Here is a 15,650-nt window from a genome sequence, read left to right on the forward strand (position 1 = left end):
GACACCAACCCGAGACGCGCCGGTCATGTAGCGTTTACCGTCCATCAACGCCGGTAGACCGCGTCCCGGGCCCCCAACGACGCGAGCGTGCATCAGAAGGTGCGGAGTTCCTTGACCCTCGCGATCACCCCGAGCCCGCTTGCGCCTGCCCGCTTCACGGCGGGCCCCGCCGCCCCCGCCCGGACCCTGCTCGACATCGTCACGGAGACGGCGGCCCGCCACCCCCACGACCCCGCGATCGACGCCGGCGACGTGCTGCTCACCTACGCCGAGCTCGCCGTCGAGGTCGAGACGCTGCGCGCCACGCTGGTGGCCGCCGGGATCGGCGTCGGCGACCGGGTCGGCATCCGGATCTCCTCGGGCACCGCCGACCTCTACGTCGCGATCCTGGCCGTGCTCGCCGCGGGCGCGGCCTACGTCCCGGTCGACGCCGACGACCCCGAGGAGCGCGCCGCGCTCGTGTTCGGCGAGGCCGGGGTCTGCGGGATCGTCGACGACGGCGGCCTGCGCATGCTCACCGCGCCCATCGGCCAGCCCGCGCGCCCCGGCCCCGGCGACGACGCGTGGATCATCTTCACCTCGGGCTCCACCGGCACGCCCAAGGGCGTGGCCGTGAGCCACCGGTCCGCGGCGGCGTTCGTCGATGCGGAGGCGAACCTGTTCCTGCCGGACGAGCCCCTCGGCCCCGGCGACCGCGTGCTCGCGGGCCTGTCGGTGGCGTTCGACGCCTCCTGCGAGGAGATGTGGCTGGCCTGGCGCAGCGGCGCGTGCCTGGTGCCGGCGCCGCGGTCGCTGGTGCGCACCGGCGTCGACCTCGGGCCGTGGCTGGAGGCCCAGCAGATCAGCGTCGTCTCCACCGTGCCCACGCTCGCGGCGCTGTGGCCCACCGAGGCGCTGGAGGACGTCCGCCTGATGATCTTCGGCGGCGAGGCGTGCCCGCCCGAGCTGGCCGAGCGCGTGGCCGTCGAGGGCCGGGAGGTCTGGAACACCTACGGCCCCACCGAGGCCACCGTCGTCGCCTGCGCCGCGCCGCTGACCGGTCAGGGCCCCGTCCGCATCGGCCTGCCGCTCGACGGATGGGACCTCGTCGTCGTCGACGCCGCGGGCGAGCCCGTGGCCATGGGCGAGCAGGGCGAGCTCGTGATCGGCGGGGTCGGGCTGGCCCGCTACCTCGATCCCGAGAAGGACGCCGCCAGGTTCGCGCCACTGCCGTCGATGGGCTGGGACCGCGCCTACCGCAGCGGCGACGTCGTGCGCGCCGAGGAGGCCGGGCTGCTGTTCCTGGGCCGCGCCGACGAGCAGGTCAAGCTGGGCGGGCGCCGGATCGAGCTCGGCGAGGTCGACGCGGCGCTGCAGGCGCTGCCCGGCGTCCGGGGCGCCGCCGCCGCGATCCGCCGCACGAAGGCCGGCAACCAGGTCCTGATCGGCTACGTCGCCCCCGCCACCCCCGAGTTCGACGCCGACGGCGCCGCCCGCGCGCTGCGCGACCAGCTGCCGTCCTCGATGGTCCCGCTCGTCGCCGTCGTGGACGAGCTGCCGACCCGCACGTCCGGGAAGGTCGACCGCGACGCCCTGCCGTGGCCACTCACCACAGGCTCTGCACACACCGACGCGCTCACGCCGACCGAGGCGTGGCTCGCCGAGGGCTGGGCCGAGATCCTCGGGGTGTCGGTGAGCAGCCCGGACGCCGACTTCTTCACCCACGGCGGCGGCAGCCTCACCGCCGCCCAGCTCGTCGCGGTGATCCGCACCCGGCACCCGCAGATGTCGGTCAACGACCTCTACCTGCACCCCACGCTGGGTGCCCTCGCCGCGCAGCTCGACGCCCTGAGCGGCGTCACCACCACCCGTCGCGACGTCGCCCCCACCCCGCGCCGCACCGGGTTCCTGCAGGCCCTGCTGATGGCGCCGGTCCTGGCGCTGGTCGGGCTGCGCTGGACCACCCTCGCGGCCGCGCTGTCCACCCTGGGCGCCGTCACCGGTGTGCTCCCGGCCGCTCCGACGCTGCCCTGGTGGGCGCTCGCGCTGGGGTGGGTCGTGTTCTTCAGCCCGGCCGGCCGCATCGGCGTCGCGGCCGCGGGCGCCCGGCTGCTGCTGCGCGGCGTCCGGCCCGGCCGCTACCCCCGCGGCGGCCCGGTGCACCTGCGGCTGTGGACGGCCGAACGGCTCGCGGAGCTGTCCGGCGCCACCGGGGTCTCCGCCGCGTCCTGGACCACCCGCTACGCCCGGCTGCTCGGCGCGCGGATCAGCGGCGACGTCGACCTGCACTCCGCCCCTCCGGTCACCGGCCTGCTCAAGCTCGGACGCGGCGCCGCCGTCGAGCCCGAGGTGGACCTCGCGGGCCACTGGGTCGACGGCGACACCGTCCACATCGGCAAGATCCGCATCGGCGCCGGCGCCCGCGTCGGGTCCCGCAGCACGCTGATGCCCGGCGCCCGGATCGGCCGGGGAGCCGAGGTCGTGGCCGGATCGACCGTGCGCGGCGCGGTGCCTGCCGGGCAGCGCTGGGCGGGCTCCCCCGCCGCGCGCACCGGCAAGAGCGCCCTGACCTGGCCCGCCGACCGCCCGGCGCACTCGCGGTTCTGGGTGGCGGCGTACGGCGCGACGTCGACGCTGCTGGGGCTGCTGCCGGCGATCGCCGCCGTGCCCGGCGTGGCACTGCTCGCCACCGCGCTGCCGGACGTCGGCGCCGCGCTGGCCCTGGTGCCGCTCGCGACGCTGGCCTACCTGCTCACCTACGCCCTGCTGGTGCTCGGCGGCGTGCGGCTGCTCGGCGTCGGCATGGTCGAGGGCTACCACCCCGTGCACGGCCGCGTCGGCTGGCAGGTCTGGACCACCGAGCGCCTGATGGGTCTCGCGCGCGTCGGGCTCTACCCGCTCTACGCGAGCCTCGCCACGCCCACCTGGCTGCGGCTGCTGGGTGCGAGGATCGGCCGCGACGTCGAGGCGTCCACGGTGATCGCGTTGCCGAGGATGACCACCGTCGACGACGGTGCGTTCCTGGCCGACGACACGATGGTCGGCACCTACGAGCTGCGCGGCGGCTGGCTGCACGTGGCCCCGTCACGGGTCGGCAAGCAGGCGTTCCTGGGCAACTCCGGCATGACCGCGCCGGGCCGGTCGGTGCCCAAGCACGGCCTCATCGGCGTGCTGTCGTCCACCCCGCGCAAGGCCAAGAAGGGCTCGTCCTACCTGGGCCTGCCCCCGATGCCGCTGCGCCGCGCGGTGGAACGCTCCGACACGAGCCGCACCTACCACCCGCCGCGCCGGCTCAAGGTCGCGCGCGGGCTGGTGGAGCTGTGCCGCGTGCTGCCGCTGATGGTCTCCGCGGCGCTGGCGGTGCTGGTGGTGGCCGCCCTCGTCTCCCTGGGCGACTGGCTGCTCGCCGCCGTGCTGGCCGGGCCGTTCCTGCTCGCGACCGGGGTGGTCGCGGCGCTCGTCACGTCGCTCGCGAAGTGGGCGCTGGTCGGGCGGCTGCGCGCCATCTCGCACCCGCTCTGGAGCTCGTTCGTCTGGCGCGGAGAGCTGGCCGACATGTTCGTCGAACTGCTGGCCGTGCCGTGGCTCGTCGGCCCGGCCGCGGGCACGCCCGTGCTCACCGGCTGGCTGCGCACGATGGGCGCGTCGATCGGGCGGGGGGTGTGGCTGGAGAGCTACTGGCTGCCCGAGTCGGACCTGGTCCACCTGGGTGACGGTGCGACGGTCAACCGGGGCTGCGTCGTGCAGACCCACCTGTTCCATGATCGGATCATGAGCATGGACACCGTTCGCCTCGACGAGGGCGCCACCCTCGGCCCGAACGGCATCGTGCTGCCCGGCGCCGGCATCGGTGCGCGCACCACGGTGGGCCCCGGCTCGCTCGTGACCCGCGGCGACGCGGTGCCCGCCGACACCCGCTGGCTGGGCAACCCGATCACGTCCTGGCCGGCCCGCGGGTGACACCGGACCCCTACCTGCCCCACCACGGCAACGACGGCTACCACGCCGAGCACTACGACCTGGAGCTGGGCTACAAGGTCGGCCCCAACCGGCTGACCGGCCGCACCGTGCTCACGGCCGTGGCCGATCGGCCGTTGACCCGGTTCTCGCTGGACCTGGGCCCGTTCAAGGTGCCGCGGGTGACGGTCGACGGCCGCGCCGCGACGTTCAGCCACCGCGGCGGCAAGCTGCGCGTCACGCCCGCCCGCCCGATCGCCGACGGCGCGACGTTCACCGTCGAGGTGCGTTACGTCGGCAACCCGCGGCCGGTGTCGAGCCGGTGGGGCGACGTCGGCTGGGACGAGCTGACCAACGGTTCGCTGGTGGCGAGCCAGCCGATCGGCGCACCGTCGTGGTTCCCGTGCAACGACCACCCGTCGGACAAGGCGACCTACAGCATCACGATCACCGCCGACGCTCCGTACGCCGTGCTCGCCACCGGGGTGCTCACGTCACGGCGACGCTCGGGCAGCACCCGGACCTGGGTCTACCAGCGTCCCGAGCCCACCGCGAGCTACCTCGTGAGCGTCCAGATCGGGCAGTACGAGGAGATCACCCTCGCCCCGGGCAAGCTGCCGCAGACCGCCGCCGTCCCGGGTCGCCTGCGCCGCACCGCCGCCCACGACCTCGGCCGGCACGGCAAGATCATGAAGGTGCTGGAGGGCTTCTTCGGCCCGTACCCGTTCGGCAACTACCAGCTGGTGGTCACCGACGACGACCTCGACGACCCCATCGAGGCCCAGGGCATGGCGATCTTCGGCGCCAACCACATCGACGGGAAGCGCACCCACGAGCGGCTCGTCGTGCACGAGCTGGCGCACCAGTGGTTCGGCAACAGCCTGACGATCGCCGACTGGAGCCACATCTGGCTCAACGAGGGCTTCGCGACGTACGCGGAGTGGCTGTGGTCGGAGTCGGTCGGCGAACGCACGGCCACCTCGCACGCCCGCGAGTGGTACGCGGTGGTGGCGGCCCAGCCCGCTGACATCGTGATCGCCGACCCCGGCGTGGCCCGCCTGTTCGACCAGCGCGTCTACAAGCGCGGCGCGCTGACGCTGCACGCCCTGCGCACCCGGACCGGGGACGAGCGGTTCTTCGCGCTGGTGCGGGCCTGGGCCGATCGGCACCGGCACGGCACGGTGGCGACCGAGCAGTTCGCGGCGCTCGCCGGGTCCGACGTCGCGGACCTGCTCGACGCCTGGCTTTTCCGCAAGCCGCTGCCGTCGCTCAGGTGAGCGCGTAGGCGTCGTGGACGACGTCGGTGCCGGACGAGACGGAGGTCGTGAGCGGATATCAGGGTGGGAACACCGTCATCCGCGCACGGGGATCACCTGATCAGCTTGTGAACCGCTCTGAACTGCGGGTGGTGGGCGTCGCGGAGCCACTCGAACAGCACCATCTCGGTGGTGACGATCTCGGCGCCGTGGCGCACCATCCGGTCGACGGCCGCGTCCTTGTTCGACGGCACGCGGGAGCCGATCGCGTCGGCGACGACCAGCACGCGGTGCCGGGCGGCGAGCAGCCCGAGCACGGTCTGCAGCACGCAGACGTGGGCCTCGCAGCCCGCCACCACGATCTCCTCGGTGTTGGGCGGGAGCAGCGTCGCGAACCCCGGCTCCCCCGCCGCACCGAACGACATCTTCGGCAGCACCATCTGCGGGTAGGCGGCCAGCGCCTCGACCGTCGGGCCGAGACCGGTCGGGTTCTGCTCGGTGGCGCACACCGGCACCTGCAGCAGGCCCGCTCCCTCCGCGAGCCGCACCGCGTTGGCGACCACGGCGTCACCATCGTGGATGGCGGGCATGAGGCGTTGCTGGAAGTCGACGAGGAGCAGGGCGGAGCCGGCGGCGGTGACCAACATCAGGCGAGTATGGCGTCCGCCGCGTCGCGGCAGACACGCCAGGCGTCGGTGGTGGGGTCGATGAGGGCGAAGTGGTCGGCGCCGTCGATGGTGACCAGCCGGTCCCCCGAGGCCGCGGTGAAGCGCTGCGACTGCCGCAGCGGCACGTTGCCGTCCTCCGTGCCGTGGACGCACGTGACCGGCACCCCGATCGGCAGGCGCGCGATCGGCGACGCCAACGCGTAGCGGTCGGGAACGGCGGTGGGCGAGCCGCCCATCAGGTCCTCCACCGCGCCGCTCCCGACGCCCTGCCGGGAGGCGTCGACGAGGTCCATCACGCCGGCCTGCGCCACCGCACCCCGCAGCCGCACCTTCGGCGACGCGCCCGGGGTGCCCGCGGGCAGCCCGGGGCGCGCCGCGGCCCAGCCGACGAGCTGGCCGCCCGCGGAGTGCCCGATCGCGACGACGCGGTCCAGCGGGAGGGACTGCGCGGCCAGCAGGTCGATCGCCGCCGCCACGTCGTCGAAGGTGGCCGTCCAACCGCCGTCCTCCGTGTCGATGCGCGGTCCGCCTGCGCTCCCCGCGGCGACGCGCCGGTACTCGATGTTCCACGCCGCCAGGCCCCGGTTGGCGAGGTCGGCGGCCAGCGGGCGACCCAGCTCCAGCCCGTAGCTCTGCCGCCAGAACCCGCCGTGCACGACGACCGCGACCCCGCGCACGGCCCCCGCGGGCAGCGTCAGCTCACCGAACTGGCTGGGGTGGCTCCCGTAGGTGATCCTGCGGGGGCCGCTGACGCCGGGCGCCGGCGCCGGGGTGGCGACGGAGCAGGCGGCCAGGGCGGCCGGGAGGGCCAGGAGGGAGGCGAGCCGGCCCAGGAGGCCACGGCGAGTCATGGAGCGATCCTGTCAAGAACCCCGGGGGTTGCCACGTCGCGGTGGCTGTGGGGGGACAAGCACCGCGACGTGGCTCCGCCGGACGAGGGGGACTCTCCGGCGGCCCCGCGGGCGCGAACGCCCACGATCCACTCCGGACACTCACGCGGCCGGAACAGCGCAGACGATATCCCCATCCGCCGCGGAACATTCATCGCCATCACCCGGTCGATATCCGACTCGCCGAGGATTCCGCCTGGTCGGCACATCGACACGCCCGAACGGACGACGGAGGCGGGCATCAGGACCAGCGGCCGGTCAGCACCCCGATCGCGCCGAGGGCCACGGCGGCCGCGGTCGACGCGCGGAGCACCTCGGGCCCCAGCCGGACGGGCCGCGCGCCCGCCCCCACGAGCGCGGCGATCTCCTCGTCGGACACCCCGCCCTCGGGCCCGACGACGAGCAGCACGTCGCCCTCCGCGGGCAGGGCGACGTCGGCGAGGTGGTCGGTGGCGGCCTCGTGCAGCACGAGCGCGCACGCCACCTCGGCGACCCGCCGGGCCAGCGCCGGCGTCGAGACGGGCTCCTCCACCTCCGGCAGCCACGGCCGCCGGGCCTGCTTGGCGGCCTCGCGCACCGTGGAGCGCCATTTCGCGAGCGCCTTGTCACCGCGGGGCCCGTCCTCCCAGCGCGCGACGCAGCGGGCGGCCCGCCAGGGCAGGATCCCGTCCACCCCGGCCTCGGTGGCGAGCTCGACGGCCAGCTCGCCCCGGTCCCCCTTGACCAGCGCCTGCGCCAGGAGCACGCGCGGCGCGGGGGGTGCGAGGTCCTCCCGCGCCTCGATGGTGACGGTGACCGTGTCCCGACCCGTGGACGCGACGACGCCGTGCGCGAGCCCGCCCCGGCCGTCGGCGAGCAGCACGGCCTCCCCCGCCCGCAACCGCTTGACGGTGGCGGCATGCCGCCCCTCCGCCCCGTCGAGCAGAAGCGATCCGGAGGAGGGGAGGACCGGGACGAGGAACAGCGGTGCGGTACTCACCGCACCCCCGGAACCCGGTCAGACGAACGGCACATTCGTCGGAACCTATCCGACGGGAGTGCCGCTCGTCGGAGGTGGCTCAGCGACCGAAGCTGTCGCGCAGCTTGGAGAAGATGCCGTGGCCGTTGCGGTTGCCGCCGACCAGATCCGGCTGCTCCTCACCCCGGAGCGCCGCCAGCTGGCGCAGCAGGTCCGTCTGCTCCTTGGTCAGGGCCGTGGGCACCGCGACGTCGATGTGCACCATCAGGTCGCCGTAGCCGTCGACGCGGCCGGTGGAGCGCAGCCGGGGCATGCCCTTGCCGCGCAGCGTCTTGACGGTGCCGGCCTGGGTGCCCGCGTCGACGTGCAGCTCGTCGGTGCCGTCGAGGGTGGGCAGCGGCAGCGTGGTGCCCAGCGCGGCGGCCGTCATCGGGAGGGCGACGGTGCAGTGCAGGTCGGCGCCGTCGCGGGTGAACAGCTCGTGCGGCTCCTCCTCGACCTCCACGTACAGGTCGCCGGCGGGCCCGCCGCCGGAACCGACCTCGCCCTGCCCGGCCAGCCGCACGCGCATGCCGTCGGCCACGCCGGCCGGGATGCGCACGCCGACGGTGCGCCGCGAGCGCACGCGCCCGTCGCCGCCGCACTGGCGGCACGGGTCGGGGATGACCTCGCCGAAGCCGCGGCACTGCGGGCACACCCGCGACGTGACGACCTGGCCCAGGAACGAGCGCTGGACGCTCTGCACCTCGCCGCGGCCGTTGCAGATGTCGCACATGGACGGGGCGCTGCCGGGGGCGCAGCCCGAACCGGTGCACTCGGTGCACAGGACGGCGGTGTCGACCGCGAGGTCGCGGGTGACACCGGTGGCGCAGTCCTCGAGCGTGAGCGTCATCCGGATCAGCGCGTCGGCGCCGGGCTGCACGCGGCTGCGCGGGCCCCGCCCACGACCGCCGCCCCCGCCCTGGCCGCCGAAGAAGGCGTCCATGATGTCGCCGAAGCCGAACTGGCTGAACGGGTCGCCCCCGCCGCCACCACCGCCACCGTTGCCCAGCGGATCACCGCCGAGGTCCACGATGCGCCGCTTCTCGGGGTCCGAGAGCACCTCGTAGGCCGCGCTGATCTCGGCGAACCGCTCCTGCGCGGCCGGATCCGGGTTGACGTCGGGATGCAGCTCGCGCGCGAGCCTCCGGTAGGCCCGCTTGATCTCGTCGGCCCCTGCGTCCTGTGCGACGCCCAAGGTGCCGTAGTAGTCCCGTGCCACTCGCGCGTTCCCCATGATCCTTCTCGCTCAGAAAGTCGTCTGCAGTACAAGCTGTGCCGATTGTCGCTCCGCAAGCTCCGCTCAGCGCCCGGCCAGGATCTCACCCACGTAACGGGCGACGGCATGCACCGCCGCGATGGAACCCGGATAGTCCATCCGGGTGGGCCCGACCACGCCCATTCCCCCCAACACCGTGCCCGCGCCGTAGCCGATCGACAGCACGGAGGTGTCACGCATCTCCTCGGCCTCGTTCTCGCCGCCGATCCGGACCGTGACCGTGCCCGGGTCCTGTGCGGACGCGAGCAGCTTGAGCACGACGACCTGCTCCTCCAGCGTCTCGAGGACCTGGCGCAGGGAGCCGGGGAAGTCGGCGGCGTTGCGGGTGAGGTTGCCGGTGCCGCCCAGCACCAGCCGCTCCTCGGGATGCTCGACGAGCGTCTCGATCAGCACCGTGGCCAGGGTGGTGACGACGTCGCGCAACGCCGCGGGCGCGGTCTCGGGCAGGTCGGCCACGGCGACGGACGCCGCGGCGAGCGGGCGGCCCGACAGCGCGCCGTTGATGAGGGTGCGGATCTCGCCGACGTCGGAGTCGGACAGCACCTGCCCGAGATCGACGACGCGCTGGTCGACGCGGCCGCTGTCGGTGATGAGCACCAGCATCAGCCGGGCCGGCGTCAGCGCGACCACCTCGCAGTGCCGCACGGTGGAGCGGGTGAGCGTGGGGTACTGCACGACGGCGACCTGGCGGGTGAGCTGGGCGAGCAGCCGGACGCTGCGGCGCAGCACGTCGTCGAGGTCCACCGCACCGTCGAGGAAGGCCTGCACGGCCCGCTTCTCCGCGGACGAGAGCGGCTTGACCTGCGCCAACCGGTCGACGAACAGCCGGTAGCCCTTGTCGGTGGGCACCCGGCCGGCACTGGTGTGGGGCTGGGCGATGAGCCCGTCCTCCTCCAGCACGGCCATGTCGTTGCGGACGGTGGCGCTGGAGACCCCGAGGTTGTGGCGGTCGACGATCATCTTGGAGCCGACGGGCTCCTGGGTGGAGACGTAGTCGGCGACGATCGCGCGCAGGACCGCGAAGCGGCGCTCGTCGGCGTTCATCGCCCCATTCTATGTGTTCGGTGTGGAGAATGCCCCGCGTGCAGATCCGTCTCACGACCCTCCACGCGATCGCCGCCGGCACCGTCACGCTGCTGTTCCGCCGCTGGGAGCGGCCGCGCGTGCTCGTCGGGGGTACGCAGCGCACGCCCGTCGGAGTGCTGGAGTTCACGGCCGTCGACCCGGTGGACGCGGGCGACCTCACCCCCGACGACGCCGAGGCGGCCGGGTTCGCCGACCTCGACGCGCTGCGCGCCGCCCAGGTCGGGGAGAACCAGCTCTACCGCGTGGCGGTGCGCCTGGCCGGGCCGGACCCGCGCGTGGCACTGCGCGCGAAGGCCCGGCTCTCGGCCACCGCCCGCGCTGAGATCGCCGAGCGCCTGGCCCGGCTCGACCGCGCGTCGAAGCGCGGACCGTGGACGGCCGCGGTGCTCGACCTCATCGCCGGGAACCCCGGCGTCCGCGCCCCGGACCTCGCGGCCGGCCTGGGCCTGGAGACGCTCCCGTTCAAGCGCGACGTGCGCAAGCTCAAGGAGCTGGGACTGACCGAGAGCCTGGAGGTGGGCTACCGGCTCTCGCCGCGCGGCCGGGCGTGGCTCCGCACGAAAAGGTTGAACTGAACACTATCCACACCACCACGGTGGCATCGTGGGGTCACATGGCCGGGCAACGCTTCAGCCGGCGCTGGCTGCTGGTCGCGGCCGGTGCCGCGGCGATCGTCGGCGTGAGCGCCGTGCAGCTGCCCGCGGCCGCCCTCGACGTGGATGCCGAGGCCCTGCGCCGGTGCATCCGCGCGGAGGTCCCGCCGTACGTCGGGTACGCCGAGGCCAGCGGCCGGCTCGGGCTCCCGGAGATCCCGCAGCTCGAGTCGGTCACCACGCTGCTGACCACCACGACCCGGATCCGCAGCTACGTCGCCGGCGCCGACCGCTGGCGCGCCGACCAGCTGACCGGGGCGCTGGGCGACAGCGAGCGCGACACCTACCACCTGGGCGCCGCGGAGTACGTGTGGGACTTCGGCGGCAACCAGCTCACCCGCGTCCTCGGCCAGGCCCCGCTGCGGCTCCCGCGCGCCGGCGACCTGCTGCCCCCCGACCTCGCCCGCCGCATGCTCGGACTCGCCCCCGGCGACCCGGTGACGGCGATCCCGGCCCGTCGCATCGCCGGCCGGGACGCCGCGGGCATCCGGCTCGTCCCCACCGATCCGGACACGACGGTCGGACGCGTCGACATCTGGGCCGACCCCACCACGGCGCTGCCGCTGCGCGTCGAGATCGCCGCGCGGACCGGCCCGACGCTGCTGGTCAGCGAGCTGCTGGAGGTCACCGACGGTCCACCTGATCCCGCGGTGCTGCGGCCCGTCGTGCCGCCGGGAGCCGGGGCCGTCACGGCGAGCGCCGCCGATCTCAGCGGCGCCCTGCGCGACCTGAGGGCCCCGCCCGCTCCGGCCCGGCTCGCCGGCCGGGCCCGGCTCACTCTGCCCAGTACCCCGGGCAGCGACCTGCCGGGTGTCGGCGTCTACGGCACCGGGCTGGCCGGGTTCGTGCTCATCCCGACCGGCCGTGACGTCGCCGACCGGGCCGTCGACGGCGCGACGGCGGCCGGGGGGACGGCGATCCCGGTACCGTTCGGACGCGCGGCGCGGATCGGCACGCCGTTGCTGTCGGTGGCGGTCCGGTCCACCGGGCGGCGTGGATCGCTGCTGATCGGCACCGTCGCCGCGGACGTCCTGCAACAGGCCCTGCTCGAACTCCCCGCGCGAGGACGGCCCTCATGACCGTGATCCGGACGGCCTCCCTCACCAAGCGCTTCGGCCGGGTCACCGCGGTGAACGGCGTCGACCTCACCGTGCCCGCGGGCGTCCGGTTCGGACTGCTCGGCCCCAACGGCTCCGGCAAGACGACGCTCGTGCGGATGCTGCTGGGCCTGGTGCACCCGACGTCCGGCTCCGTGGAGCTGCTCGGGCGGGCGATGCCCCGCCACGCCGCCGACGTGCTGCCCCGCGTCGGCGCGCTGGTGGAGAACCCCGCCGCGTGGCCGCACCTGTCCGGCCGGGCGAACCTGCGCCTGCTCGACGCCGCCGGGAGAGGCGGCCGGGGCCGCGACCGGAAGGCCCGGGTCGAGGACGTGCTGGCCCGCGTCGGGCTCGCCGGCGTGGACCGCCGCCCCGTGAAGGCCTACTCGCTGGGCATGCGCCAGCGTCTCGGCATCGCCGCCGCACTCCTGCGGGGGCCCGAGCTGCTGCTGCTCGACGAGCCGACCAACGGGCTCGACCCCCGCGGCATCGGCGAGATGCGCGAGCTGCTGCTGGGGCTGTCCGCGTCGGGGGTGACGGTGGTGCTCTCGAGCCACCTCCTGTCCGAGGTGGAGGCGCTCTGCACCCGCGTCGGGGTGATGGACGCGGGGCGGCTGGTGCTCACCGAGGACCTCGACGTCCTGCGCTCCCCCACCGGCCACGTGCGGGTCCGCACGCCCGACCCCGGCTCGGTGGTCGGACTGCTCAACGGCCAGGTCGTGCACCGCGACGGCGACGCCCTGCTCGTACGTGCGCCCGACGCGGGCGTCCTCAACGCGCAGCTCGTCGCGGCGGGCATCACCGTCACCGAGCTGAGCGCGGAACGACGGAGCCTGGAACAGGTCGTGCTGGAGCTGACCGGTGCCGGTTCGGACCGGGTCGACCCGTGATCGGCGTCGAGCTCCGGCTGATGCTGCGCCGCCGCCGCGTGTGGCTGTGCTGGGTGCTGCTGTGCGCGATCCCCGCGCTGGTCGCGGTGCTGCTGGCCGTCACGAACCTGGCCCCCGCACCCGGGCAGGGCGGGGCGTTCCTCTCGGCCGTGACGAGCGACGGGCAGCTGTTCCCCGCCGCCGCGCTGGCCCTGGTGCTGCCGGTGTTCCTGCCGATCACCGTCGCCCTGGTGTCCGGCGACGCGGTCGCGGGCGAGGCCAGCACCGGCATGCTGCGCTACCTGCTGGTGCGGCCGGTCGGGCGGTTGCGGCTGCTCACCGCGAAGCTCGTGTCGGTGGGGGCGTTCGTGCTGCTCGCCGTGGTGTTCGTGACGATCACGAGCTACATCGTCGGGGTGTTGCTTTTCGGGTTCGGCGCGGACGCGGCCGTCGGCGGGGCGGGCGGCATCACGTCGCTGTCCGGAGTGGTGCTCACGCCCCTGCAGCTGGCCGGGCGCACGGCGGCCACCGTCGGCTACCTGGCGCTGTGCATGCTCGCGATCGGCGCGATCGGGCTGTTCTTCTCGACGCTGACCGACTCGCCGCTGGCCGCCGCGCTGGGGGTGCTCGCCTTCGTCGTGGTGAGTGCGATCCTGCTGCCGCTCGACGCGGCGGCCGGTATCCGGTTCTACCTGCCCACCACGCACTGGCTGGCCTGGATCGACCTGTTCCGCGACCCCATCCTGTGGCGGGCCGTCCGCGAAGGGGTGTTCGTGCAGCTGGGCTACATCGTGGTCGCGTTCGGGGCGGCGTGGGCGAACTTCGCGACGAAGGACGTCACGAGCTAGGAGGCGCTCCCCCACCCGCCGCCTCAGCCGGTCCCGGCCGCGCGGAGGGTCGTGCAGTCGCCCGTCGAGGTGAGCGCGGCCGTCGACAGGCCCTCCAGCACCAGGCCGGCGACGGCGGGGTCGCGGGGCAGGCTGCCGTGGCCCACCTGCGCGCCGGGGCACAGGCTCTGCAGCGGCACGTTCACCGCGCCGTCGAGGCGGGCCGAGTCGGGCGGGGTGACGGTCTGGTCGTCGGTGGTCCAGATCGACAGCCACGGCAGCGCGGTGCCGACGCGGGCGCGGGCCAGCTCGGCGAGCAGGGAGCTGCCGGGAGCCAGCTGCCGGCACGCGACCGGGCACGCGCTGGGCAGGTCCGCCGCCCCCGCGGCAGCGAGCGACGTGCCCGCCAGCGGCGCGCCGAGGGTGACCACCCGGCGGGCCTTCGCGGCGCCGTCGTCGCGGGCCACCCACAGCCCGGCCACCACGCCACCCGCGGAGTAGCCGACGACGTCCACCGACGGCGCGCCCGCCTTCAGCGCGGTGTCGACGGCCGCGTCGAGCACGTCCACCTGCGCGGATAGGTCACCGGTGCCCTCGCCTTCCAGCGCCACGACCTGCGCCGACCGTCCGGTGGCGCGGATCCGTGCGGCCAGCGGCTCCAGGCTCGCCTGCGACCCCCCGTAGCCCGGCACGAGCAGCACCGGTCCCGGGTCGTCCTGCGCGGGCCGGGCGGAGGGATCGACGGAGGCGGGGCGGTTGCCGATCACCTGGACGACCACGAGCACCGCTCCCACCAGCACGAGGACCCCGAGGAGCGCGACCAGCAGGCGCCGCCGCGGGCTCATCCCGCCCCCACCGGACCCGGCGACACATCGCAGCCCTCGGTCGAGCTGCGGGCGCGCGGGACGGGGGTCGCGGGCGTCATACCCCGACCCCGGCCAGCAGCGACTGGACCACGCCGTCGGCCAGCAGGCGGCCGCGGCGGGTGAGGACCACGCGGTCGCCCTCCGGCACGAGCAGGCCGTCGGCCACCGCCTGGCCGGCCGCCGTCCGGCCGTCCGCGTCCAGCAGATCGACGGGGAGCCCCTCCGCCAGGCGCAGGCGCAGCATCACCCGCTCGGTGTGGCGCTCGGCGTCGGTGAGCTCCTCGCGGTCGGCCTCCGGCGGCTCCCCCTCCGCCAGCCGGGCGGCGTAGCGGGCCGGGTGCTTGACGTTCCACCAGCGCGATCCGGCGAGGTGGGAGTGGGCGCCGGGGCCCAGGCCCCACCAGTCGCCGTCCAGCCAGTAGCCGAGGTTGTGCCGGCAGGCCGCATCGTCGGAACGGGCCCAGTTCGACACCTCGTACCAGCCCAGACCGGCCTCCGACAGCCGGTCGTCGATCATCTCGTAGCGCGTGGCGGCCACGTCGTCGTCGGGGGCGGGCAGCTCGCCGCGGGCCACGCGGCGGGCCAGCGCGGTGCCGTCCTCGACGATCAGCGAGTAGGCCGAGACGTGGTCCACCCCGGCGTCGAGCACGGCGTCGAGGGAGGAGCGCAGGTCGTCGTCGGTCTCGCCGGGGGTGGCGTAGATCAGGTCGAGGTTGACGTGCTCCAGCCCGGCGGCGCGGGCCTCCTTCGCGGCGGCGACGGCGCGGCCGGGGGTGTGGCGGCGGTCGAGCACCGCCAGGACGTGCTGCGCGGCGGACTGCATGCCCAGCGACACCCGGGTGAACCCGGCGTCGACGAGTTCGTCGAAGAACTCCGGCGAGGTGGACTCGGGGTTGGACTCGGTGGTGACCTCCGCCCCCGGGACCAGCCCGAACGTGTCCCGGACGGCGCCGAGCACCTCGCCCAGCCGGGCGGCGCCGATCAGCGAGGGCGTGCCGCCGCCGACGAACACCGTGTCGACGGGCCGCTCCCCCACGACGCCCGCGGCCAGGGCCAGCTCCTGGCGGACCGCGGCGAGCCAGCCGTCCGGCGACGCGCCCGAGCCGTCGAGCTCGCTGGCCGTGTAGGTGTTGAAGTCGCAGTAGCCGCAGCGCGACGCGCAGAACGGCACGTGGACGTAGATGCCGAAGGGCGGGTGCACTGCGCCCAGGGTAGGCGCCCCGCCG

13 protein-coding genes are annotated in these 15,650 nt (G+C 74.9%); 6 read left to right on the forward strand and 7 right to left on the reverse strand.

The features are described 5' to 3' along the window. Nucleotides 1-111 precede the first annotated feature (111 nt). Nucleotides 112-3,939: a Pls/PosA family non-ribosomal peptide synthetase gene (locus BGP03_RS15690; RefSeq protein ID WP_298797571.1), complete on the forward strand. Its 3,828-nt coding sequence runs from the start codon at nucleotides 112-114 to the stop codon at nucleotides 3,937-3,939. After that, complete coding sequence (locus BGP03_RS15695) at nucleotides 3,936-5,213, forward strand: M1 family metallopeptidase (protein WP_298797570.1); 1,278 nt, start codon at nucleotides 3,936-3,938, stop codon at nucleotides 5,211-5,213. Before BGP03_RS15690 ends, BGP03_RS15695 begins: the two co-directional genes overlap by 4 nt. Before the next feature lie 92 nt (nucleotides 5,214-5,305). Here the strand turns inward: BGP03_RS15695 and BGP03_RS15700 are convergent, their stop codons facing one another. From BGP03_RS15700 to hrcA, 5 genes are all read right to left on the reverse strand, one after another. Continuing rightward, nucleotides 5,306-5,839 (reverse strand): isochorismatase family protein, encoded by a 534-nt coding sequence (locus tag BGP03_RS15700; protein WP_298797569.1) that lies wholly within the window; start codon nucleotides 5,837-5,839, stop codon nucleotides 5,306-5,308. After that, complete coding sequence (locus tag BGP03_RS15705; RefSeq protein WP_298797568.1) at nucleotides 5,839-6,711, reverse strand: alpha/beta fold hydrolase; 873 nt, start codon at nucleotides 6,709-6,711, stop codon at nucleotides 5,839-5,841. The genes BGP03_RS15700 and BGP03_RS15705 overlap by 1 nt, the downstream gene beginning before the upstream one ends. Nucleotides 6,712-6,991: 280 nt before the next feature. Beyond that, nucleotides 6,992-7,729, reverse strand: a complete 738-nt coding sequence (locus BGP03_RS15710) for a 16S rRNA (uracil(1498)-N(3))-methyltransferase (RefSeq protein WP_296370797.1) — start codon at nucleotides 7,727-7,729, stop codon at nucleotides 6,992-6,994. A 79-nt stretch (nucleotides 7,730-7,808) separates the two neighbouring features. After that, nucleotides 7,809-8,969 (reverse strand): molecular chaperone DnaJ, encoded by a 1,161-nt coding sequence (gene dnaJ, locus BGP03_RS15715; protein ID WP_296370954.1) that lies wholly within the window; start codon nucleotides 8,967-8,969, stop codon nucleotides 7,809-7,811. An 81-nt stretch (nucleotides 8,970-9,050) separates the two neighbouring features. Then, on the reverse strand, nucleotides 9,051-10,070 hold the full coding sequence (gene hrcA / locus BGP03_RS15720) for a heat-inducible transcriptional repressor HrcA (RefSeq protein WP_296370798.1): 1,020 nt from the start codon (nucleotides 10,068-10,070) through the stop codon (nucleotides 9,051-9,053). A 38-nt stretch (nucleotides 10,071-10,108) separates the two neighbouring features. On the opposite strand from hrcA, the gene BGP03_RS15725 reads away from it, so the two are divergent. Genes BGP03_RS15725 through BGP03_RS15740 form a run of 4 tightly spaced genes read left to right on the forward strand, consistent with a single transcriptional unit; the run spans nucleotide 10,109 to nucleotide 13,579 of the window. Further along, the gene (locus BGP03_RS15725) at nucleotides 10,109-10,687 is read left to right on the forward strand and encodes a hypothetical protein (RefSeq protein WP_298797567.1); all 579 of its coding nucleotides are present in this window, start codon (nucleotides 10,109-10,111) and stop codon (nucleotides 10,685-10,687) included. Between the two features lie 38 nt (nucleotides 10,688-10,725). Continuing rightward, complete coding sequence (locus BGP03_RS15730; protein WP_298797566.1) at nucleotides 10,726-11,844, forward strand: hypothetical protein; 1,119 nt, start codon at nucleotides 10,726-10,728, stop codon at nucleotides 11,842-11,844. After that, entirely contained in the window at nucleotides 11,841-12,752 is a 912-nt protein-coding gene (locus tag BGP03_RS15735) for an ABC transporter ATP-binding protein (protein ID WP_298797565.1), read from the forward strand. Before BGP03_RS15730 ends, BGP03_RS15735 begins: the two co-directional genes overlap by 4 nt. Then, a complete protein-coding gene (locus BGP03_RS15740; protein WP_296370802.1) occupies nucleotides 12,749-13,579 on the forward strand; it encodes an ABC transporter permease subunit in 831 nt (276 codons plus the stop codon). Before BGP03_RS15735 ends, BGP03_RS15740 begins: the two co-directional genes overlap by 4 nt. Before the next feature lie 23 nt (nucleotides 13,580-13,602). On the opposite strand, the gene BGP03_RS15745 is transcribed toward BGP03_RS15740, so the two are convergent. Together BGP03_RS15745 and hemW are read right to left on the reverse strand one after the other, a co-directional pair. Then, nucleotides 13,603-14,403: a lipase gene (locus BGP03_RS15745; RefSeq protein ID WP_298797563.1), complete on the reverse strand. Its 801-nt coding sequence runs from the start codon at nucleotides 14,401-14,403 to the stop codon at nucleotides 13,603-13,605. 76 nt (nucleotides 14,404-14,479) lie between these two features. Next, complete coding sequence (gene hemW, locus BGP03_RS15750; RefSeq protein ID WP_298797590.1) at nucleotides 14,480-15,634, reverse strand: radical SAM family heme chaperone HemW; 1,155 nt, start codon at nucleotides 15,632-15,634, stop codon at nucleotides 14,480-14,482. Nucleotides 15,635-15,650 lie beyond the last annotated feature (16 nt).

This window comes from Pseudonocardia sp. 73-21, from assembly GCF_001899645.1.
GTDB lineage: Bacteria > Actinomycetota > Actinomycetes > Mycobacteriales > Pseudonocardiaceae > Pseudonocardia.